At 43.1% G+C, this 22,212-nt stretch carries 17 protein-coding genes; 10 read left to right on the top strand and 7 right to left on the bottom strand.

Going from position 1 to position 22,212, the window contains the following annotated elements:
* Window positions 1–35 precede the first annotated feature (35 nt).
* Both CLV57_RS05700 and CLV57_RS05695 read right to left on the bottom strand, forming a co-directional pair.
* Window positions 36–1,283 (bottom strand): PepSY-associated TM helix domain-containing protein, encoded by a 1,248-nt coding sequence (locus CLV57_RS05700; RefSeq protein WP_100340356.1) that lies wholly within the window; start codon window positions 1,281–1,283, stop codon window positions 36–38.
* A gap of 60 nt (window positions 1,284–1,343) precedes the next feature.
* Window positions 1,344–3,731, bottom strand: a complete 2,388-nt coding sequence (locus CLV57_RS05695) for a TonB-dependent receptor (RefSeq protein WP_100340355.1) — start codon at window positions 3,729–3,731, stop codon at window positions 1,344–1,346.
* Window positions 3,732–4,050: 319 nt separating this feature from the next.
* Between CLV57_RS05695 and CLV57_RS05690 the strand changes: the two genes are divergently transcribed.
* From CLV57_RS05690 to CLV57_RS05680, 3 genes are all read left to right on the top strand, one after another.
* Entirely contained in the window at window positions 4,051–5,160 is a 1,110-nt protein-coding gene (locus tag CLV57_RS05690) for an SPFH domain-containing protein (RefSeq protein ID WP_100340354.1), read from the top strand.
* A gap of 39 nt (window positions 5,161–5,199) precedes the next feature.
* Complete coding sequence (locus CLV57_RS05685) at window positions 5,200–6,315, top strand: hypothetical protein (protein WP_100340353.1); 1,116 nt, start codon at window positions 5,200–5,202, stop codon at window positions 6,313–6,315.
* 573 nt (window positions 6,316–6,888) lie between these two features.
* Window positions 6,889–9,360, top strand: a complete 2,472-nt coding sequence (locus CLV57_RS05680) for a TonB-dependent receptor (RefSeq protein WP_100340352.1) — start codon at window positions 6,889–6,891, stop codon at window positions 9,358–9,360.
* Window positions 9,361–9,616: 256 nt separating this feature from the next.
* On the opposite strand, the gene CLV57_RS05675 is transcribed toward CLV57_RS05680, so the two are convergent.
* The gene (locus CLV57_RS05675; RefSeq protein WP_100340351.1) at window positions 9,617–13,864 is read right to left on the bottom strand and encodes a hybrid sensor histidine kinase/response regulator; all 4,248 of its coding nucleotides are present in this window, start codon (window positions 13,862–13,864) and stop codon (window positions 9,617–9,619) included.
* Between the two features lie 207 nt (window positions 13,865–14,071).
* Window positions 14,072–14,437, bottom strand: a complete 366-nt coding sequence (locus CLV57_RS05670) for a CoA-binding protein (RefSeq protein ID WP_100341324.1) — start codon at window positions 14,435–14,437, stop codon at window positions 14,072–14,074.
* A 124-nt stretch (window positions 14,438–14,561) separates the two neighbouring features.
* Between CLV57_RS05670 and CLV57_RS05665 the strand changes: the two genes are divergently transcribed.
* From CLV57_RS05665 to CLV57_RS05655, 3 genes are all read left to right on the top strand, one after another.
* On the top strand, window positions 14,562–15,134 hold the full coding sequence (locus CLV57_RS05665) for an RNA polymerase sigma factor (protein ID WP_245856880.1): 573 nt from the start codon (window positions 14,562–14,564) through the stop codon (window positions 15,132–15,134).
* 4 nt (window positions 15,135–15,138) lie between these two features.
* Window positions 15,139–15,528, top strand: coding sequence for a hypothetical protein (locus CLV57_RS05660; protein ID WP_211290028.1), 390 nt, complete (start codon window positions 15,139–15,141; stop codon window positions 15,526–15,528).
* Window positions 15,529–15,654: 126 nt separating this feature from the next.
* Window positions 15,655–15,873: a hypothetical protein gene (locus tag CLV57_RS05655; RefSeq protein ID WP_100340349.1), complete on the top strand. Its 219-nt coding sequence runs from the start codon at window positions 15,655–15,657 to the stop codon at window positions 15,871–15,873.
* A 14-nt stretch (window positions 15,874–15,887) separates the two neighbouring features.
* On the opposite strand, the gene CLV57_RS05650 is transcribed toward CLV57_RS05655, so the two are convergent.
* Together CLV57_RS05650 and CLV57_RS05645 are read right to left on the bottom strand one after the other, a co-directional pair.
* Window positions 15,888–16,364 (bottom strand): DinB family protein, encoded by a 477-nt coding sequence (locus tag CLV57_RS05650; protein ID WP_100340348.1) that lies wholly within the window; start codon window positions 16,362–16,364, stop codon window positions 15,888–15,890.
* A gap of 122 nt (window positions 16,365–16,486) precedes the next feature.
* Window positions 16,487–18,034 carry an NAD(P)/FAD-dependent oxidoreductase gene (locus tag CLV57_RS05645; protein ID WP_100340347.1) on the bottom strand — a complete coding sequence of 516 codons (1,548 nt, stop codon included), beginning with the start codon at window positions 18,032–18,034 and terminating at the stop codon, window positions 16,487–16,489.
* 131 nt (window positions 18,035–18,165) lie between these two features.
* Here CLV57_RS05645 and CLV57_RS05640 point away from each other — a divergent pair, with 131 nt between their 5' ends.
* Genes CLV57_RS05640 through CLV57_RS05630 form a run of 3 tightly spaced genes read left to right on the top strand, consistent with a single transcriptional unit; the run spans window position 18,166 to window position 21,007 of the window.
* Complete coding sequence (locus CLV57_RS05640; protein ID WP_100340346.1) at window positions 18,166–19,032, top strand: alpha/beta hydrolase; 867 nt, start codon at window positions 18,166–18,168, stop codon at window positions 19,030–19,032.
* On the top strand, window positions 19,029–20,117 hold the full coding sequence (locus tag CLV57_RS05635) for a glycosyltransferase (protein WP_100340345.1): 1,089 nt from the start codon (window positions 19,029–19,031) through the stop codon (window positions 20,115–20,117). Before CLV57_RS05640 ends, CLV57_RS05635 begins: the two co-directional genes overlap by 4 nt.
* A 38-nt stretch (window positions 20,118–20,155) precedes the next feature.
* Entirely contained in the window at window positions 20,156–21,007 is an 852-nt protein-coding gene (locus CLV57_RS05630) for a 4-hydroxy-3-methylbut-2-enyl diphosphate reductase (protein WP_100340344.1), read from the top strand.
* A gap of 129 nt (window positions 21,008–21,136) precedes the next feature.
* Here CLV57_RS05630 and CLV57_RS05625 read toward each other — a convergent pair whose 3' ends face one another.
* Window positions 21,137–21,484, bottom strand: coding sequence for a HesB/IscA family protein (locus CLV57_RS05625; protein ID WP_100340343.1), 348 nt, complete (start codon window positions 21,482–21,484; stop codon window positions 21,137–21,139).
* A gap of 94 nt (window positions 21,485–21,578) precedes the next feature.
* Here CLV57_RS05625 and CLV57_RS05620 point away from each other — a divergent pair, with 94 nt between their 5' ends.
* Window positions 21,579–22,109 carry a DUF7935 family protein gene (locus tag CLV57_RS05620; protein ID WP_100340342.1) on the top strand — a complete coding sequence of 177 codons (531 nt, stop codon included), beginning with the start codon at window positions 21,579–21,581 and terminating at the stop codon, window positions 22,107–22,109.
* Window positions 22,110–22,212: the final 103 nt, after the last annotated feature.

The raw sequence follows: 22,212 nt of genomic DNA, 5'->3' as shown, positions 1-22,212 counted from the left end.
ACTCCGCGGGGACTAATTTGATAAGGCAGGAAATGTTAAACAGTTTGTAAGTTGGGTTTGGCCAACCGCTTTTTACGTTTGGCGGTTTTCTTTTTCCCCCATTTGCGGTTGTACCAAATAATAAAACCTGTTATGGGTAAGCTGGCACCTATTATACAAGCAAAAAAAGCAATGATCTTGGTGGGCAGGCCAAGTATCTGGCCTGTATGTATATCAAAATTCATGCGGAACAGCTTCTCTCCTGCTGAAGCCTGCGCATAAGGCGTAAGTATCGGATTGGTTGGGGGTAAAGATTTCAAAGTGTACTGATCGTAATACCTCACATCGCGGTCATAAATAATAGTACCATCGCCCGAGAAAACTGTTGCCTGATAAGGTTGTTCTTTTTTTCCGGGCATAACCAGCTGAATACGGCCAAAGTTGGGGTGCTCTGCTACCAGTTGGTTAATTATCTTATCCTCTACCTTAACAAACTTTCTGCTTTGCGTAGCCAATGTGGTATCAGAAAATGGGTTGGCTTGCTTCGTTTCGGGCAGACCTCTGAACGTCAAACTGCGGTATAAGCCATTCTCGAACCAATCAAATGTAAAAACAACTCCGGATATGGTTAGCGTCATAATAAACAGCAGGGCATAAAAGCCAACTACGTTGTGGAGATCAATGTTGACGCGTTTCCAGTTGGCGTTCCATTTAATCTTAAAGCTTTTATCACGTGTCTTCTTCGTCCATTTTAAAGGGAACCACCATATTAGTCCGGTTAGTAGCGTTATAATAAATATTATACACGCCGAACCCACCACCGGACTACCAATTTTTTGCGGCAGCCAAAAGAAGCGGTGCCCGGCCCTCACAAAAATAAAGAAGGCCTCGGCGGGTGATGCCTCGCGTTTGTCGTGCAGGATCTGGCCGGTGTATGGGTTAAGGTAAATGTAAGCGTGGCTCTCCCCGCCCAGATCAAAAATGCAAAATGCCGATTTACCCGCTTTACCTAAGGTAAGGGAAGCAAGCGTATCGGGGTTTTCACCTTTTGAGGCCAAATACCTGCGCGAGCGTTCCACCAGTTCTGAAGGTTGCAGATAGTTTTTTTGTTGCACTTCAACACGCTGATAGGGCTCGGTAAAATGCCAAACCTCATACCTGAACACCCAGATGCCTCCTGTTAGGCAAACCACAAATACAATAATACCCGAAAAAAGGCCCAGCCAAAGATGCAGCCACTCGGACATCTTCCGAAATACCGACTTTTTACTACCTGATGATGCGCGCGGAGTTGTACTTAACATATTGTTTCAGCAAAAAATAGTCTGCCGGGCATTACACCCGACAGACCAAGGGTTCAAGGTTTAGAATTTAAAAGTTAGAGTGCCTAACACCTGGCGCAAAGATTCTTGTATGCCCCAGTTGCTCCAGTATTGCTGGTTGCCAAGGTTATTTCCTTTTATGCCGAAGCGCCATTTAGACTGATCATAAAACACTGCCGTGTTAACCAGCGTGTATGAAGGAATAACTACCGTATTGCCCGCGTCAAAAAAGCAATCAGACACGTAGCTGCCGCCCACGCCAAAGCCTAAACCTTTAAGCGTAGTACTCATAAATTTATAGCTGGCCCAAAAGTTGGCATACTTGGTAGGCACCTGTGCCTGGTAAAGGCCTTCCATTGCAGGTGTGCTGGCCTTTGTTATTTTGTAGTTATTAGTGGCGTATCCCGCGGTGATGTTCAAGCCTTCAACCGGGTTGGCAATTACGTTAACTTCAAAACCCTTGCTGCGCGAGTTACCATCCTGAACAGTAATTTGGTTCTGCACGCGGGTGTCATTATTCAGTTTAATATCGTAATAGCTTATGGTGGCGTTCAATTTATTATTAAAGGCCTCCACCTTTATACCGCCCTCTAACTGGTTTGCCTGACGGGGTTTAAAAATGTCAACGGTTCCGTTGGGTTGCGTAACCGGAGCCACGTTTTGAAAACCATTCATATAATTACCAAAAACCGAAACCTGGTTTTTTACCAGTTGGTAGGTTAAACCCAGTTTAGGCGAGAGGGCCGTTTGATTATAATTGCCGGTTGTTGCAACTACGCCATTATTAATAGGCGCTTCGTTCATAAAACGATCAACACGCAGGCTCATCATGGCAGCTAACCTGTCGGTAATGTTCAATACATTTGATGCGTAGGCGCTATAGGAGCTTTGGTTGTTTTCGGTGTTGGTTTGCGTTACGGTTGCGCCTATAGCGTTCACCCGCTCCAGGTTGATTGCAGGTATGCTCTGCGAGGTGGAAAGGTCAATCTTATCATACAAACCGGTTGGCGTAAATCTTAAAAAGCTACGGAAAGAGTAGTAGTTCACCCCAACCAACAAACGGTTACGCAGACTGCCAATTTTAAAGTCGCCGTTAAAGTTTTGCTGCGCGTTCCACGAGGTAAAAATACGCGGACCATAGCTGGATATGGTACGGTCAAATTTGTTATCGGCTGTCCACTGCGGATAGATCTGGTGACTGTGCTCAATGTTGTTCTCGCCAAAAGCAATGCTGGTGGTTGAGGTCCAGTTGTCAGACATTTTGTACTTAGCCTCGGCATAGTAATTAACCGCTGTTAACTCGGCGCCAAGGTTAGCGCCCCCTAAAGAGGTACGGAAAGGAATGGGGATATCTTTAAAATTTTTGTAAGTGGTTTTATTGAAGTTCTGGAAGTAGGCCACCGTTGAGCGATCGGTTTTATTAAACTCTGCTTCCAGTAAGAAGGTAAGTTTATCGCTGGCCTTATATAAAAAGCTTGGAGCGAAAGTGTTCATGCGTTTATGCCCAAAGTTCTGGAACGAGTTTTCTTTATGAGATGCCGCGTTCACCCGCAACAGCGCTGTTTTATCTGCATTAAGTGGCGTATTAACGTCAGCGGTAATGCGGCTCAGCTCATAACTGCCCAACGTAAGGCCAACTTCGCCTTTAAAGGTTTCGAAAGGTTTTTTTGTGACTTGGTTGATCAAACCACCAAAACCAACAATACTTGAACCAAACAACGTGGCCGACGGCCCCATTATCACCTCTACACGCTCAATATTGATTGGATCTGACTGATACGACTGTACGGCCAAACCATTTCTAACTGTTGTGGTAGCTGTAAAACCCCTGATTGTTCCACCGGTACCACCTGCTGGATTATTATTGGGCACAACGCCGGGCGCGTTGCGCAGCATTTCTTTAAAGTCAACTATTTGCTGCTCGGCAATTAACTCTTTAGGGATGCTAGTGTATACCTGCGGATTTTCCAGATTGTCCAGGGGCATACGTGCCACCTGGTCGGTTTTTTTGGAGGCGAATTTGTTAGCCCTTTCTGATGATATGTTTACTTCCTGCAACTGCTGCGAGGTTTGCGACAGCGTAAGGTTGACTGAATTTTTACGCCCAGCCGTTACTGATATCTCCACTTGATGCGGAGCAAGGCTGAGGTAACGTGCTTCAATTATATAGATACCTGCCGGTATACGGTTAAGGGTAAACTCGCCATACTCGTTGGTGGCAGTACTGAGTTTTAGTGAGGGAATGGTAACGGTAGCCATTTCAACCGGGCTGCCGTCGGTGGTTTTTACAACGCCGTTAACACTGCTGTTTTGCTGTGCGTTTGCAGTAGTAAAGCTAAGCGTTAATAACAGTAAAGTAATTAGGTTAAGTAATTTTTGAGATAGGTGAGATGGGGTAAAACTATTACTGCATAGTAATAAAGAATTCATAGCTTTGAACTGAAATGATTAATGGATTGAACTGATCTGTTAACATGGGCCGGTGTGATGTTTGGCGACGGATCACCGGCTTTTCTTTTTTTGATTTACGTAGGGGCAATTATTTTCACGTGACAAAGAAATAATTTATTTAGATTAAATCCAAATAAGAATAGGATTAATACTTCTAAGATGTTTTTGCTTGTTACGTTGGTTTAAGCCTGTGTAACATTAAACTGCTCAGTACATCTAATTCAAAAACAAACAAGCAGGTGTAATTGCACAGCCGCAGTTTTTTGTACATATTTATCCCTGATACAACCTTACTAATATGAGCCTTTTTAGCAGACTATTAAACGAATTTATAGATGTAATTGAGTGGGTTGATACCACGCAAGACACGCTGGTTTGGAAATTTCCGCGACAGGATAACGCCATTAAAATGGGCGCCAAATTAATTGTGCGCGAATCTCAGGTGGCCGTGTTTTTCAACGAGGGCCAGATAGCCGATGTGTTTACCGCCGGTACCCACACGCTCACTACACAAAACATGCCTGTACTTACCACTTTAATGAGCTGGAAGTATACGTTTGAAAGTCCGTTTAAAGTGGATGTATATTTTGTGAGCACACGCACGTTTATTGATCAGAAGTGGGGTACTAAAAACCCGGTAATGATACGCGATGCCGAATTTGGCCCCGTGCGTTTGCGCGCCTTTGGCTCATTCAACTTCAACGTGCATGATGCTAAACAGTTCATCACCCGGATCTCGGCCACCAACCCGCAATTTATTGTAGGCGATGTTAAGGAACAACTGCGCAACATAGTAAGTGCACGCGGTATGGATGCCGTTGCCGAATCAAAAATTGCCGTATTAGACCTCGCCGCTAATTATAATGAAGTAGGACAACTTATTGCTACCAGCATTCAGCCCGATTTTACAGAGATGGGGCTTAACCTGTCTAAGCTGCTGGTTGAAAATATTTCGTTACCACCAGAGGTAGAAACCGCTTTAGATAAACGCAGCCAAATGGGTATTTTAGGCAATTTGGGTGCGTACGCGCAATACCAGGCGGCAAACGCCATTGAAAAATCTGCCGAAAACAGCATTGGCGGAAATTTAGGCGCCGCCGGGATGGGTTTGGGAGTTGGCGCCGCCATGATGGGTCAGGTAGGCAATATTTTTAAACCTACGCAGGTAGGGTCGGATAGTAATGGTGAGCTTCCGCCGCCTGTACCATCGGCTGTGCAATATCACATCGCAATTAATGGCAAAGCCGATGGGCCGCATAGTCTGCAGGATGTTGCCACCATGGTTAGCAACAGGCAAGTTGATAAAACCACCATGGTTTGGAAAAAAGGGATGGCTAACTGGGCGGCGGCAAATACCCTGCCCGAAGTTGCCGAACTGTTAGCTGCTGTACCTCCGCCAATCGCTTAAATAAAATTTTGGATCACCTTATTATAATTGACCGCTAAAATGGCCGATGTTAAAACCGTACAGGTAAACGAGTCGCTTAAATGCGGCGGTTGTGGTGCTATGCTTTTTTTCAAGCCCGGCACCTTATCTATGCAATGTGACCATTGCGGGCAAACCAGTAATATTGAACAAGAACAAAATGAGAAAATTATCTCGGTTGATCTGGATGAGTTTATATCAGGCATTGCTGCGCTGCCGCCCAATAACGAGGTTAAGATGGTGGTATGTACCAATTGCGGCTCGCAAACGGTGATGGATGCATTTTTATCAGCAGATAAATGTGCCTTTTGTACGTCACCCCTGGTTGTTAAAGCTGATAGCGGCAGGCAATATGTACCGCCGCACTATGTTTTGCCTTTTGATATTGGCAAAGAGCAAGGTATTGATTTTTTTAACAAATGGTTGAAGGGTCTTTGGTGGGCGCCTAACGATCTGGCGAAGAAGGTTAACGGCAGCGCATCGGCGTTAACTGGCGTGTATTTGCCCTACTTTACTTATGATACCGACACTACCACTCATTATACCGGTGAGCGCGGCCAATACTATTATACGGACGAAACCTACACCGAAACGGTAAACGGCCAAACGCAAACCAAAACACGCAGGGTGCGGCACACCAGTTGGAGTTACGCCAGCGGCACGGTTAATTGTGAGTTTAAAAACCTTGAGGTACCTGCCAGCCATTCGTTACCGGCAAAAACGCTGCAAAAGTTAGGTCCTTGGAACTTTGGTAAACTCAAAAAATTCAATGAACAATATTTAAGCGGTTTCCGATCAGAAACCTACCAGGTAAGTCCGGAAAGTGGTTTTGAACAAGCACAGGCACAAACCGTAAATACCATTCATGATACCATACGGGATGATATAGGCGGCGACGAGCAACGTATTAACGACACGGATACCGATTACAATAACAATGCTGTAAAATATTTACTGCTGCCAGCATGGGTAAGCGCCTATACTTACAACAATAAACTGTACCAATTTACCATCAACGCCAGCACCGGCGAGGTTATTGGCGAACGACCGTTAAGCGCTATAAAAATAGTCATGGCAATTTTGTTGGCAATAGCTTTAATAGCAGCTGGGGTTTTGTTGCTCAATAATGCGCAGTAAGGTGTTGGAAATGCGAAGTTGTTGAGCGGTTGAATACCATCCGATTTATAGACAAGACAAAAGTAACAGCCTCCGCGGCAATTGAGCGGTAATGAAGCGATAAGCCAAAGCGACATTAACGCTGTGCTACTCATAGCTTTATCACCTATCATTTCGGGATTGCTTCGTACCTCGCAAAGAGGTGGCGGGTGAAGTTCGCCTCTGGAGGGGAAGTGCTCAGTTGCTTCAAACTGTTCAGCAACTATGGCGAACTCATCGCCCCACTGGTCGAAGCTTTCAGCTTCGTCCTACAATGTTGCAAGCATTCTGCTTGCATTAAGCTAAAAGATTAACAGTAATAAGTTCCGTAGCTATCTAACTCCTGCCAAACCAACGAAGTTGAGAGCATTGCGATGACCAAAATCTGACGTTTTATTCACACGCTTGCCATCCTCTAATCAATTTTTAATATCTCCAAAAGTCCGCTTCAGCTTGATATTTAATTATTTATACTAATTCTAAATAAGACTTGACAGGATTAGATTTGAACCTATCTTTGCTGCAATTAGAATCAGTCTAAATAAAAACAACATAATGAATAAGAAACTTTACACAATTTTTGTTGCCTTGCTTTTCATCAGTCGCCTTGTTTTGGCCGATGATGAAACGGAGAAAAACGGCAGCATTCGCGGTCACGTAAAAACAAGCGATGGCAAAGCAGCTGCTTACGTTAGCGTAGGCATTATTAACACCAATAAAGGAACAACAACTGATGATGGCGGCAACTACCGCTTAACCGGTATTAAACCGGGCAGCTATACAGTACGCGTATCATTTGTAGGTATGCAAACGCAGGAACAGCAGGTAACTGTTGAACCGGGTAAAGAAAGCAACCTTAACTTTACGCTCACCGAAAACTCATCGCAGTTGAACGAGGTAGTTATAGCAGGTTCCAATCACCTTAACAAACCGGTTAACGTTGGCAAATCGGGGCTGCGTGTTTTAGATGTGCCTCAGAGCATTCAGGTTATAGACAGCATCCTTATATCCGACCAGCAAATGAACCGCCTGGCCGACGTAATGAAAAACGTGAACGGCGTAGCCCTGGGTGAAAACCGCGGCTCAACCGGCGATTCGTTCTTCGCTCGTGGTTATAGCCTTGGCGCTAACAATATATTCAAAAACGGCGCGCGATCATCCATCGGCGGTTCGCCGGAGGCCAGTACGCTGGAATCAGTTGAAGTATTAAAAGGTAGCGCCGCGTTGCTTTACGGTGGTGTTACAGGTGGCGCGGTGGTGAACCTGGTTACCAAAAAGCCCAAATTTAACTGGGGTGGCGAGGTAAGCATGCGCGTGGGCAGTTACAATATGTATAAACCTATAGTTGACCTGTACGGCCCTATCAGCAAAAGCATAGCTTTTAGAGTAATTGCTACAAAGGAAAACGCCAACAGCTTTAGAGATGTGGTTAAAACCGATCGCTTTTATGTTAATCCATCTTTGCTATTTAAAATAAGCGATAAAACCGAGTTGATTGTTCAGGGCGATTATTTGAAAAGCAACTACACCCCCGATTTTGGAATAGGAACCGTTTTGGGCAAAATACCTGATCTGCCGAGAAGCGCTTTTGTAAACATGGCATGGGCGTACAACAATACCAACACAGTTACAACACAAGCTAACTTAACACACCGTTTTAACAGCAACTGGAAGCTAAATGTTATAACTGCTTTCCAATCATACGGTCGTAATTATTTTGGAGCAGAAAGACCACAGGCCAATGGCAGCGACGCAAGTAAGCCGTTAGGATATGCTCCGCGGACGCTAACGAGGTCAAATACGCAGGAGTATACCTACAACGAGCAGATCAATTTAACCGGAAGCGCTTATACTGGTTCTGTTAAACATACTTTGTTATTTGGTGCTGATGCTGACCAATCTCGCACAACAACCGGTGCCTTTAAATACGCAAACGGATCAACAACGTCACCAAGTTATGATTTCAATTTGCTCGACCCATCAACTTTTGCAACCAGTAAAGACATACCTTTTACAAGGCTTTATCAAAATACAGTTGCCCCTATTTACCGTATGGGAGCATTTGCTCAGGATCTGATCGAGCTAACTCAAAAGTTTAAAGTATTGGCAGGCGTACGCTATACGCTGCAAAGAACGCCAAGAACATCAATTTATAACTTAGAAACAGGTGCTACCACCCTGGGAGGCAGTACAGGCATTACCGGTATTAAAGTAGACAAAGCTTTCTCTCCAAAACTGGGCTTGATCTATCAGCCAATTAAAACTACTTCGCTGTATTTAAGCTACGCCAATAACTTTACATCTAACTCAGGTGTTGATTTAAATGGATCTCCTATGGGGCCATCTATTATTGACCAATATGAGGCCGGCGTAAAAAATGAATTTTTGAACGGAAGATTAACAGTAAATGTAACGGCTTACAGGATATTGAATAATCGTTTTGCTCAAACTGCACTAACCAAGGCAGACGGTACGCCAAACGCCGACACCAACATCAAAGAATTTGCAGGCAAAACCGCCAGCGATGGTGTTGAAGTTGACATTACCGGTAAATTATCAAACAACTGGTATTTTATAGCGGGTTACTCTTATAACTATTTCCGTTATACAAAAACGGCGCCTATAGTTGTTACTAACCCTAATACTAATCCGCCAACCACTACAGCCGGAATTACAGAGGGCGAACGCGTTATCGGCACTATCCCCCACACGGCTAACGGAACCTTGTTTTACACATTTGACCAGGGCACTTTAAAGGGGTTGAAACTTGGCTTTTCCGGCTATTACACCGGCAAACGCAACAGTGGTTTCAACACGCTTAAAAATGGCCTGCAACGCGGTGCAGTAATCAATTTAACAGATTACGCTACGTTTGATTTTTCGGCAGGTTATACTTATAAAAAGTTATCACTGCTGGGCAAGTTATCTAACATTACCAACGAGATCAATTACCTGGTACACGAGAATTACAGCATTAACCCTATACCTCCACGCATGTTTCAAACCACGCTGTCTTACAAATTTTAAGTAAGGCCCACCAAAGCAAAGGCCGATAGTTAAACGCTATTGGCCTTTGCTTTTTACCAGGCATGAGCTTAGTGTATTGAACCCTGTCCCATTTGGTGGACCAAAATTGAAAAACTTTAGCATTGCCGACCTAAAGTTTGTCCCAAAGCTGCAATCAATATTTGTTAATACACTTAATTACAATACACTATAAATTAACAATGCATTGCAAAATTACAGTTAACGCATATGTTGTTGGGACACCTTAGTGTGATCTTTATTTATTGCCTTGCTTTATATACCCTTCGCGTAAAACACTCACCAGCAGATCAAGCTTAACAGGTTTCGAAATATAGTTATCCATGCCGGCAGCAAAACAATCATCACGGTCTTCGGGCATGGCGTTAGCCGTCATGGCAACTATGTAAGGTTGTGTTATGGCCGACATTTTACGTATCAACCTTGTAGCTTCAAGTCCGTCAATTTCTGGCATTTGTACATCCATCAGTATCATATCCGGCACCTGCTTGCCAATTTCTTCCAAAACTTCCCTTCCGTTGTTGGCTAACCTTGCCTCGTACCCTAATTTTTCTAAAATTCGTAATATGAGCTTCTGATTGATGGGATTATCTTCGGCTACCAATATGTTAACAGGATTCTCTGTAGCAAAGCCAATTGATAAAACCGAATTGCTTTTGGCCTCGTTAACCGCCATGTACTGCTTATGCTTAAACTCGTTTTGTATGGCCATGCTGAGGTGATGCTGTTTAACCGGCTTGGTTAATGTGGCTGCAAACAGGTTAGGGTAGTTTTTCTGCGACTCGTTACCAACAGAACTTAACAATAGCACCGGTATTTGCGGATATACCTTTTTAACTATCCGGGTGAATGCCAGGCCATCCATTTCAGGCATCTGCATATCTGTAATGATCATGTCGAAATGCTTCCCGCTATCTAACAGATCAAGCGCGGCAGCTGCAGAGTGCACGGAGGTGGCATTCAATTTCCAAACCTCCAACTGGGCTTTTAGCACTTTAAGGTTAGTAGCGTTGTCGTCAACTATGAGTATATTTTTGTTTTCGATATCCGGCAAGGCCGATGCCTCCAGCCGGTCATGCTGCAAAGCGTTACATTTTATGGTGAACCTGAATTTTGTACCCTCGTGTTCTTTGCTATCAACGGTAATATCGCCACCCATTAATTGGATGAGGCGCTTACTAATGGCTAAGCCCAAGCCGGTACCGCCATATCTGCGCGTAATTGACGAATCCACCTGGGTAAACGCCTCAAACAGATAAGGTATTTTTTCTGTAGGGATACCTATGCCGGTATCGCTCACCTCAAAAGCCACTTCAAACTCGCTACCGGTTTGCTTAACCAAAGTAACATTTAAAAACACCTCGCCCTGATGGGTAAATTTAATGGCGTTGCTTACCAGGTTAATCAATATCTGCCGCAGGCGCGTACCATCAGCAATTAATAAAGACGGCAAGCGGTGGTCTATCTGGTAAATAAGGTCAATATTGCTTTCGGCAGTTTTCTTAGCGAACAGGTCAAACACCTCCTCAATACAAACCCTCAGCTCAAACTCATGCGGATCAAGGTCCATCTTACCTGATTCGATCTTTGAAAAATCAAGCACACCATTTATCACGTTCAGTAAAGCCTCACCGCTATGAATGATGGTTTCGGCATACTCGTGCTGTTCCTCGGTAAGCTTGGTTTCGCCCAATAAAGCCGCCATACCTATTACGCCATTCATAGGGGTCCGTATCTCATGGCTCATGGTGGCTAAAAATATACTTTTGGCTTTATTGGCCTGTTCTGCATCTGAGCGGGCTTGTTCAGCATCGGCCCTGGCTTTTTCTTCCTGCATCCGCTGTTCATACAATTCCTCATTAAGGGTTTGCAATTCTTCCGTTTGCTCAATCAAATTATTATTGAGTTGTTTAAGGTCTTCGGCTTGTTGGCGCACTTCCGCTGTACGTTGAGATACCTGCCGCTCCAACACTAACTTTTGAGCTTTGATGGTTCTTATTCTATAGTTATAGAGATATATGAGTATGACCACACCACACAGCAGCACCAAAGTTTTAAACCACCATGTTAGCCAAAAAGGCGGCAGTATGGTTATCTCGACAGCTATCCCCTTCTCATTCCAAACACCATCATTGTTGGCGGCCTTAACTCTAAATGTATAAGTACCCGGATTCAGGTTGGTGTACGTTGCCCGGTGCCTGTTACCTATATAGTTCCAGTCGGTTTCAAGGCCCTCTAACATGTAGGCATAATCATTCTCTTCGGGCACTGTGTAATCCAGCGCTACAAACTCAAAAGTGAATATGGATTGTTTGTAGTTAAGTGTAATGCTGCGGGTATCGCTTATAGCCTGCTTAAGCGGCGAGCCGGGCATACCTACATATTGCGGTTTATTGAACAGCTCAAAACCGCTGATCACTATTTCAGGAATATTCTGATTTCCGGTTATGTACTTAGGGTTAATACGGTTAAACCCATTAACACCGCCAAAATATAGCTCGCCTGTTTTAGACAGTAAGCCGGCGTTATGCTTAAACTCATGGTCTTGTAAACCATTTCTTAAATTAAAGTTTTTGAAACTGTTACGCTTTATATCAAAACGCGTTAAGCCATTGTTGGTACTTAGCCATAAGTACGCTCCGTTGGGCACAATTGTATAAATGTTGTTGTTGGCAAGTCCGTTTTGGGTTGTATAGGTTACAAATTGTTTTTTGGCGGCATCATACCTGTTAAGGCCCCCACCGGTAGCCACCCAAATGTTACCATATATATCTCGCTCAATTGCGAAAATTATATTATTGGAGAGCTTGCTGTTAGCTTTGTTAAGCCTGGTTACGCTCCCTGTTTTTGTATTATAAATGCTGATTCCGGCGTTGTAGGTACCTATCCAGATATCTCCATCCACATCCTCATAAAAACAGCGGATAACATCATTGCTGATGGTCTTTTCATCATTGAAATTGCTGCGGAGTACAGTAACTTTTTTTTGTGACGCATCTAAAATGTTAACTCCGCCGCCATTGGTGCCTATCCATAAATTATTCTTACTATCCTCCATTAAGGCAAATACACGGTCATCAGAAAGCTGCGCCGGGCCAGTTCCCTTTTTAAAGTTGATAAAGGTATTTTTGCTAATGACAAACAGGTCAACGCCGCCTGTATAGGAACCGATCCACAAGCGGTTGCCAGTTTTGCTTTTACAAAGCGCAAGTATATTATTGGCCGATAAGGAATTTCTCATCCCGTCGCGATGCATGTAGTAGCTAAAGGTGTTGGTTTGGGTATTAAATAAATTAAGTCCGCCCCCGTCTGTTGCTACCCATATATTACCATTATCAGCATCGGCAAATGCGGTAACCTCTCTTCCTGATAATCCTCTTTTGTCGCCATACAGATACTTGTATACTTTAAACAGCGATAAGCTTTTATCGTATTTGCTAATACCGGCCGAACTTGCCGCTGCCCACAGCGTACCCATATCATCAACCAATACAGCCCTTACTGAAGAACCTGCCAGGCTTGTGACATCTGCAGGCGAGTTGATATAGGTAGTGAACTTACCATTGCGAGTGACGTAAAAGTCGAGTCCTTTTTCAGTACCTATCCAAAAATTGCCTGCGCTTGTTCGACCTATGGCGTGTACGTTATTATCGCTAATGCTTGAGGTATCACCTTTATTTGATGTGTGGTGTTTAAATACTCCGCTCTTGGTGTCAAAAACATCTAAACCTGCATCATTGGTGCCTATCATCAGCCTTCCGTTTCCCACATCAGCCAGCACCTTGACGTAGTTGCTTGCCAATGAGTTTTCGTCCTTCGCATCATGATAGTAGGCTTTGAATTTACCATTGGCCGGGTTGTACAGGTTTAATCCATCATTAGTTCCCACCCATAACCTGCGCTGGCTATCTTTAAGAATGTATGTTACCCTGGTATTGCTTAAACTGCCGGGTTTTCCGTCAGCCAGCAAGTATTCAATTTTGTTATTACGCGGGTTTAAGATGTTAAGGTTCATTAATGTACCTACCCATATGTTACCATCATTATCCTCGCATATACTATTTATACTGGAATTTGTTAACCCACCCGGCTTTGCAGTGTAATTAACAAAGTTGTTATTAGTGCGATTATATCTGCTGAGCCCCTCTTTGGTACCTATCCATATGTTACCCGTTTTATCTTCGTAAAGGGTGGTGATACTGTTGCCTGCAATGGCGTTTTTATCATTTAAATTGTTGCGGTAAATAATAAAACGATAACCATCATAACGGTTCAAACCATCTTCGGTACCAAACCACATAAAGCCATATCTATCTTTTAAAATGCAGGTTACCGTACTTTGAGATAAGCCATCGGCAGTGGTAATATGCGTAAACTTAACATTTTGCTTCCCCGATAGTTGTTGCGCATATACAGGCAGGCAATAAAAAGCGACAGCTAAAATTACAAGCACGAGGCTATGCCATCTTATCAAACGTTCACGCATTCTTTACAGGTTATAATAGGGCCACATTGCTGTGGATATTGCAGAATTGGTGTAATTTAATCTTTCTCCGCAACTTACAGTATTGATTTTTACGAAAATACAAAGGAATTTGTTTTATAAAAACGCCCAACCACTGTATAACAAAAAAGGCGTACCCAATAGGGTCGCCCTTACTTCTCACCTTACTAACCGGTCAGCACAAATACTTTAATATTCTCCAATAGAAAGCATTACCAGCGTACAGGCATAAACTGTTTCAATACCACGTTGGTTAGCCATCTCCTGTAGTTCACGATTTTCTGTACCGGGGTTAAAAATTATTCTTTTCGGATGTGTGCTTAATATATAATCATATAGCGGTTCCTGATTTCTTGTGCCTACATATAAGGTAATGGTATCAATATCACTGTGTATAGTTTCAGGCTTCTCAATAGGTACACCTGCCACCTCGCCTGTTTTTTGACCAACATTAACTATAGTATGTCCATGTCCTTTCAAGCGGTTAGCTGCCAAATAAGCATAACGCGATGCGTCTGGAGTTGCGCCTAATATCAATGTTTTTTTATCTGCCATAATATTCATTAAATGTTCAAATACTGCGCCAAATGTGGGTCAACAGCAGGTCAAAAAAATATTTTAAAATAATTTGAAATGTTTTTAAAGCACAGTCGTCTATACCTTTAAAGCAATTAAGATTTTGATCACCACCGCAATGCCCGACGATAAGAACAGCCACATCCTCAATACAATAAAGGAATATGGCAAAAGTTTAATGGGCTTTATCCGTAAGCGGGTGAAGAGCGATGCCGATGCCGAAGATATACTGCAGGATGTATGGTATCAGTTTAGCTCGGTGGTGAACGCTCAACCTATTGAACAGACAGGCGCCTGGCTGTACAAAGTAGCGAGGAACAAGATTACTGATAAGCATAAAAAACGCTCGGAGAGTTTACTGGACGATTTGTTTATTACAGATAACGATGAAGACGATACCAGCGACCTGCAGGCTATTTTAATGACCGACGATGTTACGCCCGAAACTGCCTATTTGCGCAATCTGGTTTGGGAAGAACTGTTCAGCGCTTTGGATGAACTGCCCGAAGAGCAGCGCCAGGTTTTTATGTGGCAGGAAATGGACGACATGACTTTTCAGGAAATTGCCGAATTAACCGGAGTGAATGTTAACACGCTGGTATCGCGTAAGCGCTATGCCGTGCTGCATCTCCGTACACGTTTACAACAATTGTATTTAGATATAACAAGATATTAAGAAAATGAAAAGAGCATTTTATAAAGGCCGTTTCATATTTATGCCCCTGGCGTGCGCAACATTTTTGTCGCTCATTAGCTATGCGGTTATGCTATTATGGAACTGGCTTATACCCGGCATATTTGGGTATAGCATTATAACCTTTTGGCAGGCAATGGGCCTGTTTATTTTAAGCAAACTACTGTTTGGCTTTGGCAGGGGCGGTGGCCGCTGCGGGCCATTCGGCGGCGGGGGTGCGCCCTGGATGAAACGCAAAATGGAAGAAAAACTGCGCAACATGACACCGGAAGAGCGGGAACGTTTTAAACAGAAAATGCAGGAACGCTGCGGTAATCATCCGTTTGCACAGAAGTGGAAGAATTGGACTGAAGAAGCTAAAACACCCGAACACTAAAATTCAGTAGTTGCTTGTTAGTAGGCCGGATGTTTGCGCCGAAGGCTTTCTTGACCTGTAATGATCACTATAAAAGGCAGAAGGGTTAATTTTTAACCCTTCTGTTAAAACTTAAACAATAACAACATGAACGTACTGGTATTTGCAACAAGTGTTACGGCACCGCATCAGGTTGATAGCGTTAAACCGCTTTTAAGCGGTAAAAAAGAAATTGAAGAATGGAACTTTGATCTGGAAGACTGCGATCATATTCTTCGTGTAGTTTCTGACGATGAGGTATCGCCAAGGCAAATTGAGTTGTTATTAAACGAGGCCGGATTTACCTGCGAGGAACTGCCATATTAACCTCCATACAATTTCTAAGCAAGCAACCTAACCAACAACCCTATTTGCCCCTGATGGTAAATGTGATGTTGAATTAATCCGTTAACCAATTCGGCATAGCTTACCACAGGCTCTTCGTTACGCTCATCAATAATAGGCTGGTGCCATTTCTCTTCAGGAAAACTGTCTATAGCTTTAAGGAGATTGTCGTTAACCAACTTTAGATCGTCAATATACAGGTTCCATTTAAGCTCATCAGCTTGCTCTGGCTCGGGCCAGTTGCCACCAAGCGGCATACCGGCAGGCTTCTCGTTCATCCGGTCAATTACCTCTTCAGTCCAGCTTATCATGTGCAGAACAATTTCAGCTATGGTGTGGGCTCCTCCCGGCGGGCGTTTGTAAGCATTTTCAAATGTTACACCAGCAAGTGTAACATAAACTGAATTACCATACCATGGCTGTCCCCACAATACTTTTTTAAGTTCGGTGTGTAGTTGGGCTGATGTACTCATTTGTCTGAACTAAGATTTCTATGATATATAGGATTGTAAGATCATTAGCAGATTTTATGCCAAGGATTTAAATACATATATATGGTGCATCCAATAATAATATAAATCCAACTAATCTTAGTTCAGACAACTTTACCCGCAGCTATCGCGCAATTTATGCCATCAATTGCAGCCGAGATAATTCCGCCTGCATAACCCGCTCCTTCACCACACGGAAACAAGCCCTTTATTTGCGGATGCTGTAGTGTTTCTTTGTCGCGTGGTATTTTAATGGGCGATGATGTGCGCGACTCTACTCCTACCAATATGGCGTCGTTAGTATAATATCCTTTCATTTTTTTTCCAAAAACAGGCAGTGCATTACGCAAGCGATCATGCACTTTAGCCGGTAAAACCTCTTTAAGCTGCACACTTTTGGTACCCGGCAAGTAAGAGTTTTTAGGCAGATCTTTAGACAACCTCCCTTCAACAAAATCAATCATGCGTTGCGCCGGTGCCACCAAACTACCGCCCCCTGCACTAAACGCCGCTACTTCAACTTCATGCTGAAAATTGAGCATTTTAAACGGATCAGCATTATCTCCCGCAACATCTTCTAAATTTATCTGCACAACAGTACCCGAGTTGGCATAAGGATTATTACGTTTGGATGGGCTCCATCCGTTTACAACAATCTCTCCGGGCTCGGTGGCACATGGCGCAATAATACCTCCCGGGCACATACAGAAGGAAAATACGCCTCTACCATCCACCTGTTCAACCAAACTGTAATAGCTTGGCGGCAAATAATCTCCCCTAACATCGCAATGATATTGCGCGCGGTCAATTATTTCCTGCGGATGCTCAATGCGCACACCTAATGCGAAGGGCTTGGCTTCCATCAAAATATCTTGCCGGCGCAGCATTTCAAAAATATCACGCGCGGAGTGACCTGTTGCCAGTATTACCGCATCAGCGTTTATCTCATCGCCCGATGACAGTTTAACTCCCCGTATGCAGTCAAAACTTACTATCAGCTCTGTAACCTTGGCATCAAACCTTACCTCGCCACCCGCATTTTGGATGCTCTCGCGCATGGCGGTTATAATGTGTGGTAATTTGTTAGTACCAATATGCGGGCGGGCATCCACCAAAATATCTTCGGATGCACCATGCGCCACAAAGGTTTTTAATACCCCGTTTACATCGCCGCGCTTGGTTGAGCGGGTATATAGTTTACCGTCAGAGTAAGTGCCTGCACCACCCTCACCGAAGCAATAATTAGATTCGGGATTAACCAGCCCCTGCTTGTTGATGTTGGCCAGATCGCGCCTGCGTTGTTTAACATCTTTGCCGCGTTCCAATACAACAGGTCTCAAACCCATTTCAATACATTGCAAAGCGGCAAACAGTCCTGCCGGCCCTGCACCTACTATAATTACCGGCTTAGCGCTTTTTACGTCAGGGTAATTAACTGCAAAAACATCCGGAGCTTTTTGCTCACCCATAAACACCTGCACCTGCATGCGGTATACCACCTTGCGGCCGCGGGCATCAATGGATCTTTTTAAAATTTTTATATCGGTAACTTCCTTTGCGGGAACTTTAAGCGCGGTTGCTGCTATACTTTTTAAAGCAGTTATATCTTCATGCTGCTCAGGCGAGCATACAATTTCCGTTTCTTTGATCATAAAACTGCCGGGTTTTTATCCCGGATGCTGCAAAGGTAATGAATTAGCTATAAATCGTGTTTCGTTAACATTTGCCAATCATTCACAAATCCGCTATAACTTATTTATGCTTATTTGTTAATATTGCCATAATGGGCTTTTTACAAATACCCGGACTGGGTACAGTACATTTTCATGAGTACGGAACAGGCAGCAAACCCTTACTGGCCTTTCATGGTTATGGAATGACGGGCAGACAATTCCATGTATTGGAGCGTTCTATAATAAAAGAGTACAACGTATACGGCTTCGACCATTTTTTTCACCACGAAAGCCGCTTAGATAACTGGACCGAAAAACAAATTTTACAGGGCATGCCGCGCGCCATGGTGAGGCAATATGTTGAGGAATGGTTTAAGCTTTATGGCAGACAGCGATTCTCGGTAATGGCCTACTCCATTGGCGCCAACATAGGGCTTATATTGGTAGAAGAGTTTCCCGACCTGATAGATGAAGTTATCCTGATGGCTCCCGATGGCCTCTCCGTATTTAAAGGCTTTTACTTTTTACAGCACCAGCCGTTTGGCAGATGGTTGTTTAACAGACTTACCAAAAGCAAGTGGATGGCGGTGGCCTTACTTAAAAACCTTTTGCGCGTTGGTTTTATTGATAAGCCGCTTTTTGATATTGCTTATAGCGAGATAGATACACCTAAAAAACGCCTGGATGTGTACTACACGCTAAATTTGATACGCACGCTGGTGCCCGATACCGAAAAAGTAACAGCATTGATAAACCAATACAAAATAAAATGCGTTTTAATATTTGGTGAGGATGATAATTTGTTCACCTACAAAAGCGCGGAACCTTTTATAAACAAATTGGAGAATCCAATAATACATAAAGTTAAACTGGGACACTGGTTAGTAATACCTGCACTTGACGATTATTTGGTTAAATTTGAACAACAGCGTTCCTTAGAAAAAGGCGCTAATAAAAATCAGGCTCAAACACAGTGATCTACATAATAGCGGCAACTTTATTGTTCATTATACTGCGCTTTACAGTTACACTGTTCAATTTTATATCAGACCCTAAACTGCGAAGGGTTAACCGCCGCTATACTGATCTTGTTTCTATCCTAATACCTGTTCGTAACGAATCCCGGCAGATACTTACCTTACTTGAATCAATTTACCGGCAGGACTACAGCAATTATGAGGTAATTATACTGGATGATGATTCGGACGACGACACCTTTAACCTCTGCAAAACCTTTTGCGATACCCATACCAACTTCCGCCTCATCAAGGGTAAAAAACTGGAAGCGGGCTGGACCGGTAAAAACTTTGCCTGTCACCAATTGGCTTTGGCTGCACGCGGAGATTTCCTGTTATTTTTAGATGCAGATGAGCAAGTTAATAATGGTTTAATTAATACAGCAATTTACCGCATGTACCAATACAAGCTGGGTTTACTCAGCGTATTTGCCAATGCCAGCATGCTCAGCACAGGCGAACTTGCAGTTGTGCCTTTGCAGCATTACCTATTGTTAGGATTATTACCGCTACGTCTGGTATACCTCATCAAAAACCACTCAATTGCTACTGCCAGCGGGCAATTTATGCTATTCGACGCACAAAGTTACCGCGAGCACAAATGGCACCAAAAGGTTAAGGAAAAGGTTGTAGAAGATACCGAAATTATGCGCATGGTAAAAGCAGCCGGATACCGCGGTGAAACCTTATTAGCCAATGGAATGTTGAGCAGCCGAATGTATACCGGTTTTTCAGAGGCAATTGGCGGGTTCAGCAAAAATGTGCTATCCGTATTTAATTATAACATCATTTGGTTTTTGATCTATATACTGTTAACCATTACAGGCCCTATGGTAGTATTCATATCGCTTAATATTCCTATCATCCTTTTTATGGTGGCTTTGATCATTCTCAGCCGCATCATGAGTTCATTTTCGGCAGGTCAAAACCCGGTTTGGAATGTAGTTTTACATCCGGTTCAAATGCTAAGCTTAACGGCTATATCATTTATCGCCATTCAAAAATACTTAACCCACACCCTCACCTGGAAAGGCAGAAGGGTGTAAAACAAAATGCATTAAATATTGCTTAAATTTGCAACATCATGGGAGCATATAATTTACAGGTTAGTATAGATAAAGATTCGGGCTTTTGCTTTGGCGTAATTTACGCTATTGATATGGCCGAAGATATTTTAGAACAAGACGGCTACCTGTATTGCCTGGGCGATATTGTGCATAACGATGAGGAGGTGACCCGCTTAAAAGAGAAAGGCCTTCGCATTATTGAGCACTCGGCTTTGAAAGATCTGCATAATGAAAAGGTATTGATCCGCGCACATGGTGAGGCTCCCGAAACTTACCGCACCGCGCTTGAAAATAACATTACCTTAATAGATGCTTCTTGCCCGGTGGTATTGAAGCTGCAAAACCGTATTAAAACATCATTTGACGCAAAAGAGAAGATCCTGATTTTCGGCAAACATGGTCATGCGGAGGTAATAGGTCTGCAAGGGCAAACTAATAACGAGGCTTTGGTTTTTCAGGATATTGAAGAGCTGGATAATGTGGAACTTCCGCAGAAAATTACCCTGTATAGCCAAACCACTAAAAGCACAGATAAGTTTTACAAAATAAAGGATGAATTGTTGAGCCGCGGCTATGAGTTGAATGCGAATGATACCATTTGCAGGCAGGTTTCCAACCGCGACAAAGATTTGCCTGAGTTTGCTAAGAAATATAATAAGATAGTTTTTGTATCGGGGGTTAAATCATCAAACGGCAAGGTGTTGTTTGAAGTTTGCCGCAAGCATAACCCCGACACTTATTTTATATCATCTGTAGCAGAACTCAATCCGTCAATGTTTAAGCCCGGCGATACCATTGGTATTGCGGGTGCTACTTCAACACCTATGTGGCTGATGGAATTGGTAAAGGCTGAGCTGGAATCATATTAAGAATATCGAACATCGAATGCAGAATATTGAATGATGATTGACTATTCACCTTACATCATTTTCTGCAAACAAAAAGCGGCTCTGAAAAACTCAAAGCCGCTTTTTTTATCTAAAAGGATATAATATCTGTTATACGGAGAATGAAGTACCGCAACCACAGGTACTTGCGGCATTAGGGTTACTGAAAGTAAAGCCACGTGCGTTCAAACCATTCTGAAAATCTATTTGCATACCTGCAAGGTACATCCCATGCGCTTTGTGCATAAATACACGTATACCATCAATAAAGTACTCTTTATCGCCATCTTTCATTTGGTCAAAGCCTAAAACGTAATTCATACCGGCACAACCACCTCCCTCTACGCCAACACGTAAGCCAAAATCTTCGCCAACTTCCTGTTGATCTCTTAACTTATGTAATTCTTTAACTGCACCTTCTGTAAAACTTACCGGTGCTGCTTCTACGGCTATACTCATGTTATTTTCAATTAGCTACACAAATATAAGGCAAAATGCGGATTTTTGCCCCGCCGGCATTTTTTTATGACCTGAGCTTAACATTATATTATATATGGAGCTTTACTCTTTTTTATTAGATATATTAAAATATACAGTAGCCGGTATAGGCGTGGTATGGGTAGCTGTTTATTTGATCAAACCCTATTTTGATAAGCAAGAGCAATTACAACTGTTGGAGTTCAAAAAAAGTATAAGCAATCAAACCCTGCCATTAAAGTTGCAGGCTTATGAACGCATGGTACTTTTTATTGAGCGTATCAATCCGGCTAACATGCTTATTCGCCTTAAAGCGGGAGATTACACGGCCGCAGAACTACACGCGTTAGTGGTTAGTGAGGTTAGAAACGAATACCAGCACAACATTACCCAACAGATCTACGTAAGCGCGCGTACATGGGGAATTGTGAGACAATTAAAAAATGATACCATAGCTATAATAAGTAATGCCGCTAAAGCCCTGCCCGAAAACGCAAGTGGTATGGAACTGGGCAAAGTTGTATTAGCACACTTGAGTCAATTAGAAGCCGACCCATACGACACTGGCCTGAATATTATAAGGAACGACCTCGAAGCTGTTATATAATTTACTTCGCAAAAAAATTTAATTAAACCGCCAACCTTCTTTCTGGAAGATTGTATTAGGTAGAGCGATTGCATTCGGCACCTGCGCATAGCGTTCCAACGCT

The sequence above is a fragment of the Mucilaginibacter auburnensis genome (assembly GCF_002797815.1).
Classification (GTDB): Bacteria; Bacteroidota; Bacteroidia; order Sphingobacteriales; family Sphingobacteriaceae; genus Mucilaginibacter; species Mucilaginibacter auburnensis.
Note: the sequence above shows the minus strand (reverse complement) of the source record. Positions and strands in the feature narration are given on the sequence as shown.

Excerpts from the sequence above, each read along its gene's own strand:
- CLV57_RS05650 (WP_100340348.1), bottom strand. The coding sequence starts at position 16,364 with ATGAGTACATCAGCCCAACTACACACCGAACTTAAAAAAGTATTGTGG.
- CLV57_RS05640 (WP_100340346.1), top strand. The coding sequence starts at position 18,166 with ATGGGCTTTTTACAAATACCCGGACTGGGTACAGTACATTTTCATGAG.
- CLV57_RS05680 (WP_100340352.1), top strand. The coding sequence starts at position 6,889 with ATGAATAAGAAACTTTACACAATTTTTGTTGCCTTGCTTTTCATCAGT.
- CLV57_RS05675 (WP_100340351.1), bottom strand. The coding sequence starts at position 13,864 with ATGCGTGAACGTTTGATAAGATGGCATAGCCTCGTGCTTGTAATTTTA.
- CLV57_RS05645 (WP_100340347.1), bottom strand. The coding sequence starts at position 18,034 with ATGATCAAAGAAACGGAAATTGTATGCTCGCCTGAGCAGCATGAAGAT.
- CLV57_RS05660 (WP_211290028.1), top strand. The coding sequence starts at position 15,139 with ATGAAAAGAGCATTTTATAAAGGCCGTTTCATATTTATGCCCCTGGCG.
- CLV57_RS05620 (WP_100340342.1), top strand. The coding sequence starts at position 21,579 with ATGGAGCTTTACTCTTTTTTATTAGATATATTAAAATATACAGTAGCC.
- CLV57_RS05690 (WP_100340354.1), top strand. The coding sequence starts at position 4,051 with ATGAGCCTTTTTAGCAGACTATTAAACGAATTTATAGATGTAATTGAG.
- CLV57_RS05700 (WP_100340356.1), bottom strand. The coding sequence starts at position 1,283 with ATGTTAAGTACAACTCCGCGCGCATCATCAGGTAGTAAAAAGTCGGTA.
- CLV57_RS05655 (WP_100340349.1), top strand. The coding sequence starts at position 15,655 with ATGAACGTACTGGTATTTGCAACAAGTGTTACGGCACCGCATCAGGTT.
- CLV57_RS05685 (WP_100340353.1), top strand. The coding sequence starts at position 5,200 with ATGGCCGATGTTAAAACCGTACAGGTAAACGAGTCGCTTAAATGCGGC.
- CLV57_RS05630 (WP_100340344.1), top strand. The coding sequence starts at position 20,156 with ATGGGAGCATATAATTTACAGGTTAGTATAGATAAAGATTCGGGCTTT.
- CLV57_RS05695 (WP_100340355.1), bottom strand. The coding sequence starts at position 3,731 with ATGAATTCTTTATTACTATGCAGTAATAGTTTTACCCCATCTCACCTA.
- CLV57_RS05670 (WP_100341324.1), bottom strand. The coding sequence starts at position 14,437 with ATGGCAGATAAAAAAACATTGATATTAGGCGCAACTCCAGACGCATCG.
- CLV57_RS05625 (WP_100340343.1), bottom strand. The coding sequence starts at position 21,484 with ATGAGTATAGCCGTAGAAGCAGCACCGGTAAGTTTTACAGAAGGTGCA.